The organism is Parashewanella hymeniacidonis, from assembly GCF_016900895.1.
In the GTDB taxonomy this organism is placed as follows: Bacteria; Pseudomonadota; Gammaproteobacteria; order Enterobacterales; family Shewanellaceae; genus Parashewanella; species Parashewanella hymeniacidonis.
In genome coordinates, this window is the sequence record NZ_JAFEUN010000044.1 from 1 (window position 1) to 12,134 (window position 12,134).

The following is a 12,134-nucleotide window of genomic DNA, read 5'->3' on the forward strand; positions in this document are numbered from 1 at the left end:
GATATTGAAACACCATGGCAATGAGGACATTGAACATCTATAGAGTGACGCATGATATGCTCTAAAAGAAATGAAACTAGCGTGCAACCATCATAGATCAATTCACGCCATCAGCCCACTACCCAATAGGTTTGCATATTCTCGATACAAAGAGTGATTGTTATGGAAATGATTATCTGGAATACAGTCATTGTACTGTCAAAAATTGTATTTTACGTCGGGTTTGCCTGCATTGCTGGTTATACATTTTTCAGGCAAGTTTTTGAACAAAGTGAGTCTTATAATAACTTGGCAATAGCGAACCTAAAATGGATAAGAGGTTCAATAGTCATCGCTTTGATTGCAAATGCCATTTGGTTCTTCGCTAGTACTGGTGCGATGGCAGAAGAAGGCATTCAAGGTGCTTTTGACCCTGATATCTTAGACATAATGTGGGACTCTTCTATCGGCGATGGAACTTTACTTAGAGGTATAGGATTAGCTCTAGCGATATTCGCGATAACGTCACACATTAAATTCAAATCTGTTGCGCTGAGCAACAGCATAAAACTAAGCATTTTAGGGCTTAGCCTTATAGTACTTTCCTACACCTTTACTTTGTTCGGTCATGTATCTGAACTAGGAGTGCTCGAAAAAGTATTGCTGATGCTCCATGTGCTTGTTATGGCTTGGTGGTTCGGAGCGTTGTTTCCGCTTAAACAAGCTTGCCATGAACAGGACTATGAGCAGCTCTACTCAGTGATGGGCAAATTTGGAAGGCAAGCAAGTATCGCGGTGAGTCTATTGTTAATTGCTGGCCTTTGGTTAGCTTTTCAATTAGTTGGAAATGTTGAAGAGCTGGTTAGTTCAAGCTATGGGCAAACACTGCTGCTTAAATTAGTTCTTGTCGTTTCAATATTGGGCATCGCAGCTAAGCATAAATTAAAACTCGTCCCACAACTTAAAAATAACGATGGTAGAGAAGCACTATCTAAATCTATCTCGATAGAAATGGTAGTCGCTTTCGCCATTTTATCTGTAACGGCTGGGCTTACTAGTGTTGTTGGCCCTGCAAATTAAAACTTAAAAGAGAAAATAAAAATGAAAACAAAAACAATAAATATATTACTCGTTTTATTCATGACGTTTAGTTTCGCAGCAAACGCTCATGGTGATAAGAACAAAGACAAAGGTTTGTTTAAAGGCATAGATACCCCTGCCGCAAAGGTTGTTTTGGCATTTCATCAAGCACTAGAAACGGGTAATAAAGACCTAGCAAGAACACAGTTGGCTGATGATGTAACCATCTACGAGGGTGGTCGCGTTGAGAGAAGTGCTGATGAATACGCTCATCACCATATGCTGTCGGATATGAAATATTTAGCGGCAGTGGAAACTAAAACGCTAGAGCATCAAGTAACGATTCTTGGAAATACCGCTATATCTGCTTCGCGCAGTCATACTAAAGGTACATACAAAGGTAAAGAGCGTGATTATCAAGGTATGGAAACGATAGTACTCGAAAAGCAAAACGGTGAATGGAAAATCAAGCACATTCATTGGTCACACTAGCTCAGAAATAATTATTTCAGGCTTGACCTGTGTCTAACACACAGGTCTAAACTTAACTCAGTTAACCCATTTATTAAGTCAGGATAGCTTATGAAAGTTACTGAATTAGCCAAAGAGTTTGGTACAACACCCGATACTGTCAGGTACTACACTCGATTAAAATTACTCAATCCAACTAAGTCTGAAAACGGATATAAGTACTATCCCCCAACAGAAATCTCTAGACTGAAGTTTATTTTAAGTGCAAGACAACTGGGGTTTTCAGTATCAGATATACAACACATTGTTGATGAGGCGAGTCTCGGAAAAGCTGCATGCCCTCTAGTTAGGTCTTTAATTAAGGAAAGGCTAGCTGAGACTGAAAAACAATTTCAGGCAATGTTAGCTTTGCGTAAAAACATGAAAGATGCGCTAGCACAATGGGAAGTCAAGGAAGATAAAGCGCCAACCTCCACTATGGTATGTCACCTCATAGACAGCTTTGAACCTACAGAAAACAATGGCGGCTCCCATGAATAATATTAAACCTGATCATCAGCTCATTATAGAAGGTGCTGGCTGTGCAAGTTGCGTCGGTAAAATTGAGGGGGCGCTGAAAGGAACCAATGGTGTAGTTAGTGCTGAAATGAACTTTGCTGATAGGACTGTTCAAGTCACAGGAACCGTGAAAACGGAAGAGCTGATTAAAGCTGTTGAGTCTATCGGTTATAACGCTAAGCCAATCGATGATAGTTCAGAAATTGATACGCTTGACGAGAAAGAGGCAGCAGACTGGAAGTATTACAAAAAGCTAATACGAGATACTTTTATTGCTCTTTCACTCGGCGTTCCTCTAATGATCTACGGCATTGTTGTTGGAGAAATGACAGTTGAAACAAACTTTGAACGCATGTCATGGTTGGTTGTAGGCATTTTAACTTTTGGTGTTATGTATTTTTCAGGCAAGCATTTCTATGTCGGAGCATGGAAGAGCTTCAAAAATCATTCAGCCAATATGGACACCCTAATTGCTTTAGGAACAGGTACGGCATGGATTTACTCAATAGCTGTTGTATTGGCTCCAGACGCAGTGCCATTGATGGCGAGACATGTTTATTTTGAAGCTACAGCCATGATCATTGGATTGATTAATTTAGGTTTGGCACTAGAACTAAAAGCCAGAGGTAAAACCTCTGAAGCCATCAAACGTCTTATCGGGTTACAAACCAAAACAGCTACAGTAGTTCGTGATAGCAAAGAGGTTCAGATAGGTATCGAGCAGGTTTTACTTAATGATGTGGTGAAGGTAAAACCGGGGGGGAAAATTCCTGTAGATGGTATTGTATTAGAAGGCTACACATCTATTGACGAATCAATGCTTACGGGCGAACCCATGCCTGTTGAAAAAGCCAAAGAAGATGAAGTTGTTGCAGGAACGTTAAACAAGTCAGGCATGATTTTGTTTAGAGCGACACGCGTAGGCAAAGACACGGCGCTTGCGCAAATCATCAATATGGTGAAACGAGCGCAAAACTCTAAGCCACCTATTGGCCGCTTGGCCGATGTGATTTCCGCTTATTTTGTTCCTGTTGTCATGATCATATCTATATTAAGTGCTCTAGCATGGCTTAACTTTGGACCAGAGCCAGCAATTGCTTTTGCCATCGTTTCAGCAACTACCGTACTCATTATTGCGTGCCCGTGTGCTTTGGGCTTAGCAACCCCTATGTCTGTCATGGTGGGAGTTGGAAAAGCGGCAGAAGCTGGAGTGCTTATTCGCAATGGCGAAGCTTTACAAACCGCTTCTAAAATCACTTCCATGATTTTAGATAAAACGGGAACTATTACCGAAGGGACACCAAAGGTAACTAATATTGTTTTAGCAAAAGCGACTGACGAGAAAGAAGTGTTACAGCTTGCAGCAAGTTTAGAAAGTGGCTCCGAGCACCCTTTGGCACAAGCGATTGTTGAAAGTGCGTTAGATCAGGGTATCGAGTTACTAAAAATAGAATCGTTTAACGCCATTACGGGTTTTGGTGTAGAAGCAAGCTGCAACAACAAAACCTTAATTTTTGGTAACGATAAACTAATGAAAATTAAAGGCATTGACCTTACAGGTTTCGTTGGAAAAGCCCAGTCTTTAGCAAAAGAAGCTAAAACACCAATGTATTTTGCTGTTAATGGCGAGCTGGCAGCAATTATTGCTGTTGCAGATCCTATTAAGTCAGACTCAATTTCCGCGATTAAACGGCTTCAGACCAATGGAATTCGCGTCATTATGTTAACGGGCGATAACAAGGAAACAGCCGCCGCTGTTGCCAAAAAAGCGGGTATTAGTGAGTTTTTTGCTGAAGTGCTGCCAGAAGACAAAGCCAACAAGGTTAAAGAGCTACAAGACAGCGGCGAAACTGTTGGTATGACAGGTGATGGCATTAACGATGCCCCTGCACTTGCGTTAGCCGATGTTGGTTTCGCCATAGGCACAGGGACTGATGTAGCAATCGAAAGTGCTGATATTACCCTGATGCGTGGCTCACTTCATGGCCTTGCTGATGCCATAGCGGTTAGCAAGGCCACTTTACGAAATATCAAACAAAACTTATTTGGCGCGTTTGTCTATAACGTAGCTGGGGTTCCTTTTGCTGCGGGGATTCTATACCCCTTCTTTGGCATTTTGCTTAGTCCTGTAATAGCTGGAGCTGCAATGGCATTTTCGTCATTGACCGTAGTGTCAAATGCAAATCGACTTCGCTTGTTTAAAGCAAAAGAGCATTAAGGAGAAGAACGATGATGTTACTTAACTTGTTAGGCTTAGTGTTGATCGCGCTGATTGTTTGGTGGTTTTGGCTGTTCAAACCTAACAAAACAATTGTGCAAAACAGTGAAGTGTTAATTGAAGTGAAAGATGGCGTGTATTCCCCATCTTCAATTCAGGTGTCTGCTAGCCAACCTGTCACCTTGAAGTTTATGCGCAAAGATCAATCCCCCTGCGCCGAAACAATCCTTATTCCTTCATTGGATATAAGCGAACAGCTTAAATTGAATGAAATTACTCAAATTACTTTAATGAACTTGTCACCGGGAGAGCATGAGTTTCATTGTCAGATGCAAATGTATCGCGGCGTCTTAAAAGTAATTTAGTTTTAAATAGATCTTTTTACACATCTGAGTGAACGAAAGTTGCTGATTTATTTCGTGCATGAACGAAACTGTAATTATAGACTTTCGTTCACTTAATTGATAAGGTGTACGAAAGTTACAGGTTTCGTACATATGAAAGTTGGTTTTGCAAGAGTTTCAACTAAAGAACAAGATTTGAATGTTCAACTGTCCAAGTTGGACGCTCAGGGCTGTGAAAAAATATTCCAAGGCAAACAGTCTGGTGCTTCGATTCGAAATGAAGAAAAGCTTAAGGAACTCATCGACTTTATCAGGGAAGGTGATGAAGTTATTGTTACTCGCCTCGACCGTTTGGGACGGTCGTTAAAATCTATTCTTGAGGCAATTGAAAGCATTCATAAGAAAGGTGCTTGTTTGAATATTATCGACGGCTCTCTCAATACCAAAAATGATAATCCGTTTGCCACAGCCATGATCAACCTATGTGGAGTATTCGCTCAACTTGAGCGGGATCTTATAAAAGCCAGAACCACAGAAGGTCGTGAAGAGGCTAAAGCTAAAGGCAAACACATGGGCAGATTGCCTGCTTTATCAGACAAACAAGCGAAAGAATTATATAAAGATAAATTAAATGGTGAATCGATCTCTGCATTAGCGAAGAAATATTCTGTTAGCCGCCCCACGGTTCACCGAACTATTGAAAGAATGGAACAAAAGAAATAATAAATAAAAGGAGACGTTATGTGGTCTGATAAAGAATCAAAAATTGATTTCTTAAATTTTAATGAAACGGCTGAGTCAATAAAAGATCTTATAACAGAAAAGGAGTTAATGCCTATTAGTATAGGCGTTTTTGGTGATTGGGGCGCTGGAAAATCGACGATTCTTGAACTTACTAAGGCTTCTCTGGAAAGTGATGAACAAGAATATATCCAAGTACATTTCGATGCATGGACTTTCCAAGGGTATGATGACGCTAAAGCGGCGTTACTAGAAACAATTGCATCTACTTTAGTTAAAAAAGCAGCAGACGATAAAAATCTCAGTGCAAAAGCAAAAGAGTTTGCTGGACGAATAGATAAGATCAGACTGATGGGATTGCTAATGGATGGTGGTGCAGCATTAGCTGGTATACCAACTATGGGTGGTATACAGAAGATCATGGGACTATTCAGTGGTGGTGACGATGGTGAACTGGATGTTGATGATGTAAAAGGTGCTGTCGATGGCGCTAAGGATGTCGCGAAGAAAAACAAAGGTTTGATCAATGATAATAAATCATTTTCACCTCCTAAAGAAATTAAAGAATTCCGAAAAGCATATTCTGATCTGTTAAAGGAGTTTGATAAGCCACTTATTGTCTATGTCGATAATTTAGATCGCTGCTCTCCATTTAATGCTATTTCGACCCTTGAGGCGATCAGGTTATTTCTATTTTTACCCAATACTGCATTTGTTATTGCCGCCGATGAGGACATGATCCGCTTGGCAGTGCCTGAGTATCACAAAGGTGCATCTCAACGACATCAAACTGATTATTTAGACAAGCTTATTCAAATTCCTGTGCATGTACCAAGACCCGGCGTTCTGGAGATAAGGGCATATTTAATGATGCTTACTGCTCAAGATCACGGCGTTACCGATGCGCAATTAGAAACGATAAGATGTGCCCTTGAAGAGTCATTAAGGCTGTCGTGGAAACAACCACAAATTACCGTTGACGAGCTACTTCAAGATCACGAGATTGAAAAGCATTCCGAACTCAGAAGTAAATTTGTGGTTGCTGAACAGTTAGCTCCACTATTAGCTGAATCCACAAACATTAACGGCAACCCTCGCATAGTTAAGCGATTACTCAATCAGGTTAAGATGAGAAAGAAAACCGCTCATCGCAGAGGAATGCAACTTGATGAAAAAACTATCACTAAGCTGGTAATTTTTGAGAGGTGCTTAGGCACTCAGGCTACCAACAAGCTTTATGAATTAATTGATAAGGAAAACGGATATCCAAAAGTATTAGCGGATCTTGAAAATTCAGAAGTCGAATTTGACGAAATTAATTTACCTGAAGAGTGGAAACTCGACCTAGCTTTTATTGATAAATGGTCGAAATTACCTCCCATGTTCACTGAAATGGATTTGACACCAGCGGCATATCTGAGCAGAGAAAGCATTCCAATGGGTGCTGTTAATTCGGTAATGTCTGGAGCCGCTCAAAAACTCGTAGAAGAATTAATGAAGCAAAAGGTAAGGGTCAGTGGCGTTAACTCTACTGCGATTACCACAACTCCGAAGGAAGAATACATGTCAGTCATGGATGGTTTGATTGAAAACTTTAAGTTGATTGGTGATTGGACCGAAAGACCAACAGGCATTTATGGGGCTGTGTTACTTGCCAAGCAGGATGATAAATGTAGCTTAAGTCTTCTTACATTTTTAAAAAGCTTGCCCCGCCAAAGATGGCTTAATCCAATTTTAAAAGAACTAGAGGGAACTAAGTAATATGGGTACGTCCGCATCGTCAACAGGACCAAATAATAAGAGTCCACTTATTCCATCTTGGGCAGAGCAAGGAGATCCTGTCACAATAGAACCTGCATCAGGTACTGATGGGGATGAGCAAGCTGGCTCTGATAATAATCAAGCTGATTATCAGAATGACAATAGCAATGATATTGACAATGACAAGGTTCAACAAGAAATCGGTGGTTCACCTACAGCAACACCGCCTCCAAATAGGTTTGCCAGTGCCAGAAGAGCATTTGGTAAATATGCGCAAACAGGTGGCTCAACCTCAGATCTAAGGCGTTCATTAAAAAGTTACTCTAGAAAAGGCTCTGGCGGAGGTAAGAGCACAAGCCGGAGACTAGCAAGTGGCATAACTGCTGGTTCTGGACTGCTTGGTGTCATGCGTGGCGACACCGTAACGATTAATAATCAAAGCTTGTCATTAGGTGATTTAACTGGGTTATCGACTGACCAAGCAATTGACAAAATTGCTAGCCATTTAGCGCCTGATAATGCCGATTCGGATGCTGTAAGAGTTGCGTTGGATTACGCACTAGAAGAAGCACTCCCCGATACAGAAGAATTTGACCCAAACAGTTTTACTGACGAAGTTATTCAAGAAGCCATAGGCTGTTATTTAACAGATCTTATTTTTCAGGATGTGGTTGAAGGCATGGGCAGAGCTTGGTTTCACGTTGAGCCTGCAAGTAAGCATCATCAAATGGAAGTTGAATTAAGGGAATTAATAAAAGTGATCACACAAGAGCAGTTAGACAAAGTAACTAATGGCAACCCCAGTACTATTAGCAAGGAAAATATTACTAAAATTCAAGCCGATGCAATTTCAATGACGGTTGATGAGTGGGAGAGCTTTGATGACTAATTTTTATTTTAACCATGATCCTGCTAACTTGCCTGATTTTTCTGATGATTGTCATCCTGTCCAGATGTTCCATACGCATCAAAATGACATCACTAAGCACAGCTTAGTGTCAAAACAACTACTACAAACAGTTCGTGATTTGGGATTGCATGTAGATGCTGATGCAATAGATCTGATAACAATTGCAACCGCTGTTACCGCCGCTGATACATTTGAATTGAGGGATAATGCAGAAAATGCTTGGGCTAGAAAAATGCATTTACATGTTCCTGTTACCGATGAGGATATGTGGAATTTTGTTGAGCCTGAACTAAGTTCTTTGCTCAACTTTCTAACGGGCGATCAATGGCTGTTTACTTTTGAAAAAACAACTATGCCGATGCCGACTCCTAAAACAAGTGAGCAAGCGAAAGCAAAAGCAAAATCATTAATTGGACTCAACTCAGTCTGCCTTTTTTCAGGAGGTCTTGATAGCGCAGTTGGTGCAATTGACATTTTAAACGGAGAGTCAGCCTTAAAACCGCTTTTGGTTAGTCACGCTTATCGTGGTGATGGCGCAAAACAGAAAGATATTAAGCATTTATTATCCCCGCCATTCGGCGAATTGTCCTATTCAATGTCTCCTCATATTATCAAGCATTTAGAAGGTAAAACTGACATTAGCATGAGGGGAAGAAGCTTCAACTTCCTAGCTATGGCGGTACTTGGTATATCAGCCTTAAGAAACGCTAATTGCGATAGCAGTATTGAAACTATTGTCGTCCCAGAGAATGGCTATATTTCAATAAATCCACCGCTTACCAGAAGACGGATTGGTAGTCATAGCACTAGAACTACTCATCCTAATTTTCTAAGCAGGCTTGAATCTTTGCTTAGAGACACTGGGTTTCATGTCAAATTTGTAAACCCCTATCAATTCAAAACTAAAGGTGAAATGTTAGCAGAATGTGTTGATCAAGACGCAATTAGAAAAGCAGTTCCCCTAAGTGTTTCATGCAGTCATTGGCACAGAGAACATAAACAGTGTGGGCATTGTGTACCTTGCCTTATTCGAAGAGCGTCAGTTTTTCATGCTGGTTTTACACAAGATGCGCCATACAAGACAAAGCGGTTGAGAGATCTTATCAAAGAAAAAGATACTCGCGATGATCTCCAAGCGGTTCAAACTGCCATTATTAGATTGAAACAATCCGATAACTATCGTTCTTGGCTTCGAAGTTCAGGGCCAATACCACAAGAAAAAGATATACGAGAAAAATTAGAATCAACTATTAAGCGAGGATTGGCAGAGGTTGAATTATTTCTCCAAGCGGATAAATCGTCATGATGGATCTTCATTGCCACGTTGATTTATATCCAGATCATCAAGAGGTATTGAACGACATAAAAAGCAGTAATTATTACGTGCTATCAGTAACTACGGTGCCTTCAGCTTTTGAAGGTACTGTCCAGTTAACAAGTGGCATAAAACACTGTAAGACGGCCTTGGGGCTTCACCCTCAACTTGCTCATCTAAGAAAAAATGAATTAGCACTATTCGATAAGCTAGTTGATAGAACTAGATATATTGGAGAAATTGGACTGGATGGCTCAAAAGGTTACGCTGATTACTTTGATGATCAATTAGAGGTTTTCACGCATATTCTAAAAAAATGTGAAGGCTTTGATGACAAAATACTAACTATCCATAGTCTTAACGCGACTGGTGAAGTTCTTGAACAACTTAAGTTACATCCCAATGCTGGTACTTCTATTCTTCATTGGTTTTTAGGTACTAAGAAGCAAGTTCTAGAAGCCGTCGAGCTAGGCTGTTTCTTCTCTATTGGGCCAGCCATGCTAACTTCAGCCAGAGCTAAAAAAGTAATATCGTGGATACCTCAAGATAGAGTTCTACTCGAAACTGATGGACCTTTCGCCAAAGTGGCGGGGAATATTCTGTTTCCTTCAAGTGTTGGCACTGTTACTGAATATCTGGCTGAAATTTGGTGTAAAAATAAGGCTTTGATAATAGAAAAATTGTCAGTAAATCTTAGGTGTTTAACATCAGTCAAGTAACTAATTATACGTCACGTAATCTTATAACAATTTTATTCAGGTTTAATCGGTTTGTTTGAAGTATTTGTATTAGCTATAGCACTCAGTATGGACGCGTTTGCAGTATCCATAGGCTTAGGTTCTAAAAAAGTAGTAAATGCTGAAAAGCTCTTTATTAAAGCCGCTGCTTATTTTGGTTTTTTCCAAGGCTTTATGCCTCTTTTAGGCTATTACAGCGGTAAAGGTTTATCATCTTGGATTGAAGATTATGCACCTTGGATAGCTTTTATTTTGCTAGTATTTATCGGTGGCAAAATGATTTATGAGTCCCAATCTGAAGGAATTGAAGAAGATATTGCTAATGTTACTCATCGTGTGCTATTTGTTCTTGCTATTGCCACCAGTATTGATGCAATGGCGGCAGGTTATGCAATCACATTGCTTGAGGTAGATATAGCCGTAGCTTGCTTGATAATAGGCGTCACGACGTTTGCCTTTAGCTGGATTGGTGTGAATATCGGCGAAAGAAGTGGCGTATGGCTGGAATCTAAAGCTGAACTATTTGGTGGTTTAGTGTTAATCGCAATCGCATTTAAGATATTACTTGGTTGACACAGAACCACCGAATACTAGGCTACTTACCTGAGCAACATGCATTGCCTTCTTGAATAGGAGGACACTTAACTGTTCCATAAGAGCAATAAACGCAACAATCACCTTTTAACGGTTTAAGTAGTGCTTTACAGCTTTCGCATTCGTAATACCATTGGCAAGCGTTTGTAGGCATGGTTTCAACTTTGCTAAATCCACATTCAGGGCAAGTGATTTTAGATTCTAGTTCTATACCTTGCATACTGGTTCCTTAATGGGCTTAACAATATCTAAAATAGACATTACGACCATCCAAATGATCCCAAAGTAAAATAAGTAAGTGCTCCAGTCGTATTGCCATAAAGGATAAAGGGTCAGCAATACTGCAATTGGGCCAATGACACTTAAAACGCCTCTCAATGAATCTCGATGTTGATACCAATTATAGAAATTAACTAACAACGCTAGTGAAGCAAATAATGGCAATAAGGTGTTCACCGCTATCCCTTCAAAATGTGAAAGAAAACCTAACCCAAGAGCAGATGCCAATGAGCCGAGCGCAGGAAAACATGCTGTGCAGCTAAGGGCGGCTAGCCAAACGCCACCAGAACCTACTTTATCTAGAATTTTATTGATCATAACTATCTACCTCAATTTTTAAGGTAGTATAAACTCCGTACATAAGTACGGGGTCAATAGCTATTTAAGTGAATTTATTACCGGGCAGGATTGAGGGTCTTGATTGGCCTTGCAAGAATCTGTCATATCTTGAATTACTTTCTCTAATCGCTGTAAATCAGCAATTTTATTACGAATGAGATTAAGTTTTTGCAACCCCATCGACTCAATATCAGCGCAACTGTCACTTAGTGACATAAGCGATTCAATTTCTTTCAGCGTAAACCCTAATGCTTTAGCTTTCAGAATAAATTTGAGTTGACTGGTAAGGGCATCGCCATACATTCTGTAACCAGACTCTGGTTTTAAAGGTTGCTCTATCAGACCTTGGCGCTCATAGAAACGGATTGTTTCAATGCTAATGTTAAGTTCTTTAGCAAGTTTACCTATGGTTTTCATTTACATACTCTTCAATCAACAAGTGCCATTATAGTAATATTCAAAATTGACCTTAAAGTAGAAGAAATAATTCTTTCAATTATTACGTTATCTATTGGATGTTATCGGTCACGGTTTTGTAATTGCTAACCGTGACGATTAATATTCAGTATACTAACGTACTTCATCAGTACGGTGCGCAGTACGTAATAGGCTTATTATGTCCTCTGTGTCAATGTTCTCATCCACTAATGCTTGTTGCAGAAGTACACTAACTTCAGGAGATGGAGACAAGTTTTCGAGCTTCATATTTGCTAAAGCTTGCTTGAGCGTGTGTGGATTTTTTATTTTCACTAATTATGGCCTTAAGCTTGCGTATTCAAAAAAACTCCAAAACTAGAATTGAAATCTA

General features: G+C 40.0%; 15 protein-coding genes. 11 read left to right on the forward strand and 4 right to left on the reverse strand.

Going from position 1 to position 12,134, the window contains the following annotated elements; translation table 11 throughout:
- The first annotated feature begins 162 nt into the window (after positions 1 to 162).
- From JQC92_RS10425 to JQC92_RS10475, 11 genes are all read left to right on the forward strand, one after another.
- Positions 163 to 1,059 carry a copper resistance D family protein gene (locus tag JQC92_RS10425; protein ID WP_204999609.1) on the forward strand — a complete coding sequence of 299 codons (897 nt, stop codon included), beginning with the start codon at positions 163 to 165 and terminating at the stop codon, positions 1,057 to 1,059.
- A 21-nt stretch (positions 1,060 to 1,080) separates the two neighbouring features.
- On the forward strand, positions 1,081 to 1,551 hold the full coding sequence (locus JQC92_RS10430; protein WP_204999610.1) for a YybH family protein: 471 nt from the start codon (positions 1,081 to 1,083) through the stop codon (positions 1,549 to 1,551).
- Between the two features lie 90 nt (positions 1,552 to 1,641).
- Complete coding sequence (locus tag JQC92_RS10435; RefSeq protein WP_204999611.1) at positions 1,642 to 2,070, forward strand: MerR family transcriptional regulator; 429 nt, start codon at positions 1,642 to 1,644, stop codon at positions 2,068 to 2,070.
- Positions 2,063 to 4,306 carry a heavy metal translocating P-type ATPase gene (locus tag JQC92_RS10440; protein WP_204999612.1) on the forward strand — a complete coding sequence of 748 codons (2,244 nt, stop codon included), beginning with the start codon at positions 2,063 to 2,065 and terminating at the stop codon, positions 4,304 to 4,306. Before JQC92_RS10435 ends, JQC92_RS10440 begins: the two co-directional genes overlap by 8 nt.
- A gap of 11 nt (positions 4,307 to 4,317) precedes the next feature.
- Positions 4,318 to 4,671, forward strand: coding sequence for a cupredoxin domain-containing protein (locus tag JQC92_RS10445; protein WP_204999613.1), 354 nt, complete (start codon positions 4,318 to 4,320; stop codon positions 4,669 to 4,671).
- 132 nt (positions 4,672 to 4,803) lie between these two features.
- The gene (locus JQC92_RS10450; protein ID WP_204999614.1) at positions 4,804 to 5,373 is read left to right on the forward strand and encodes a recombinase family protein; all 570 of its coding nucleotides are present in this window, start codon (positions 4,804 to 4,806) and stop codon (positions 5,371 to 5,373) included.
- 18 nt (positions 5,374 to 5,391) lie between these two features.
- The gene (locus tag JQC92_RS10455; RefSeq protein WP_204999615.1) at positions 5,392 to 7,152 is read left to right on the forward strand and encodes a KAP family P-loop NTPase fold protein; all 1,761 of its coding nucleotides are present in this window, start codon (positions 5,392 to 5,394) and stop codon (positions 7,150 to 7,152) included.
- A gap of 1 nt (position 7,153) precedes the next feature.
- On the forward strand, positions 7,154 to 8,041 hold the full coding sequence (locus tag JQC92_RS10460) for a hypothetical protein (RefSeq protein ID WP_204999616.1): 888 nt from the start codon (positions 7,154 to 7,156) through the stop codon (positions 8,039 to 8,041).
- The gene (qatC, locus tag JQC92_RS10465; protein WP_204999617.1) at positions 8,034 to 9,368 is read left to right on the forward strand and encodes a Qat anti-phage system QueC-like protein QatC; all 1,335 of its coding nucleotides are present in this window, start codon (positions 8,034 to 8,036) and stop codon (positions 9,366 to 9,368) included. Before JQC92_RS10460 ends, qatC begins: the two co-directional genes overlap by 8 nt.
- The gene (qatD, locus tag JQC92_RS10470) at positions 9,365 to 10,096 is read left to right on the forward strand and encodes a Qat anti-phage system TatD family nuclease QatD (RefSeq protein WP_008109706.1); all 732 of its coding nucleotides are present in this window, start codon (positions 9,365 to 9,367) and stop codon (positions 10,094 to 10,096) included. Before qatC ends, qatD begins: the two co-directional genes overlap by 4 nt.
- Before the next feature lie 51 nt (positions 10,097 to 10,147).
- Positions 10,148 to 10,687 carry a manganese efflux pump MntP gene (locus JQC92_RS10475; protein ID WP_008109708.1) on the forward strand — a complete coding sequence of 180 codons (540 nt, stop codon included), beginning with the start codon at positions 10,148 to 10,150 and terminating at the stop codon, positions 10,685 to 10,687.
- Between the two features lie 22 nt (positions 10,688 to 10,709).
- Here JQC92_RS10475 and JQC92_RS10480 read toward each other — a convergent pair whose 3' ends face one another.
- The 4 genes from JQC92_RS10480 to JQC92_RS10495 all read right to left on the reverse strand — a co-directional run bounded on the left by JQC92_RS10480 (position 10,710) and on the right by JQC92_RS10495 (position 12,076).
- Entirely contained in the window at positions 10,710 to 10,928 is a 219-nt protein-coding gene (locus JQC92_RS10480) for a GDCCVxC domain-containing (seleno)protein (RefSeq protein WP_008109710.1), read from the reverse strand.
- Positions 10,916 to 11,305 (reverse strand): organomercurial transporter MerC, encoded by a 390-nt coding sequence (gene merC, locus JQC92_RS10485; RefSeq protein WP_008109712.1) that lies wholly within the window; start codon positions 11,303 to 11,305, stop codon positions 10,916 to 10,918. The genes JQC92_RS10480 and merC overlap by 13 nt, the downstream gene beginning before the upstream one ends.
- 60 nt (positions 11,306 to 11,365) lie before the next feature.
- The gene (locus JQC92_RS10490; RefSeq protein WP_182761200.1) at positions 11,366 to 11,743 is read right to left on the reverse strand and encodes a MerR family transcriptional regulator; all 378 of its coding nucleotides are present in this window, start codon (positions 11,741 to 11,743) and stop codon (positions 11,366 to 11,368) included.
- A 153-nt stretch (positions 11,744 to 11,896) separates the two neighbouring features.
- Positions 11,897 to 12,076, reverse strand: a complete 180-nt coding sequence (locus JQC92_RS10495; protein WP_204999618.1) for a hypothetical protein — start codon at positions 12,074 to 12,076, stop codon at positions 11,897 to 11,899.
- Between the last annotated feature and the right edge of the window lie 58 nt (positions 12,077 to 12,134).

What these genes read in the sequence shown, in the direction of transcription:
- JQC92_RS10450 (WP_204999614.1), top strand. Translation starts at nt 4,804, where the DNA reads ATGAAAGTTGGTTTTGCAAGAGTTTCAACTAAAGAACAAGATTTGAAT.
- JQC92_RS10445 (WP_204999613.1), top strand. Translation starts at nt 4,318, where the DNA reads ATGATGTTACTTAACTTGTTAGGCTTAGTGTTGATCGCGCTGATTGTT.
- JQC92_RS10435 (WP_204999611.1), top strand. Translation starts at nt 1,642, where the DNA reads ATGAAAGTTACTGAATTAGCCAAAGAGTTTGGTACAACACCCGATACT.
- JQC92_RS10425 (WP_204999609.1), top strand. Translation starts at nt 163, where the DNA reads ATGGAAATGATTATCTGGAATACAGTCATTGTACTGTCAAAAATTGTA.
- JQC92_RS10455 (WP_204999615.1), top strand. Translation starts at nt 5,392, where the DNA reads ATGTGGTCTGATAAAGAATCAAAAATTGATTTCTTAAATTTTAATGAA.
- qatD (WP_008109706.1), top strand. Translation starts at nt 9,365, where the DNA reads ATGATGGATCTTCATTGCCACGTTGATTTATATCCAGATCATCAAGAG.
- JQC92_RS10480 (WP_008109710.1), bottom strand. Translation starts at nt 10,928, where the DNA reads ATGCAAGGTATAGAACTAGAATCTAAAATCACTTGCCCTGAATGTGGA.
- JQC92_RS10440 (WP_204999612.1), top strand. Translation starts at nt 2,063, where the DNA reads ATGAATAATATTAAACCTGATCATCAGCTCATTATAGAAGGTGCTGGC.
- qatC (WP_204999617.1), top strand. Translation starts at nt 8,034, where the DNA reads ATGACTAATTTTTATTTTAACCATGATCCTGCTAACTTGCCTGATTTT.
- merC (WP_008109712.1), bottom strand. Translation starts at nt 11,305, where the DNA reads ATGATCAATAAAATTCTAGATAAAGTAGGTTCTGGTGGCGTTTGGCTA.
- JQC92_RS10430 (WP_204999610.1), top strand. Translation starts at nt 1,081, where the DNA reads ATGAAAACAAAAACAATAAATATATTACTCGTTTTATTCATGACGTTT.
- JQC92_RS10460 (WP_204999616.1), top strand. Translation starts at nt 7,154, where the DNA reads ATGGGTACGTCCGCATCGTCAACAGGACCAAATAATAAGAGTCCACTT.
- JQC92_RS10490 (WP_182761200.1), bottom strand. Translation starts at nt 11,743, where the DNA reads ATGAAAACCATAGGTAAACTTGCTAAAGAACTTAACATTAGCATTGAA.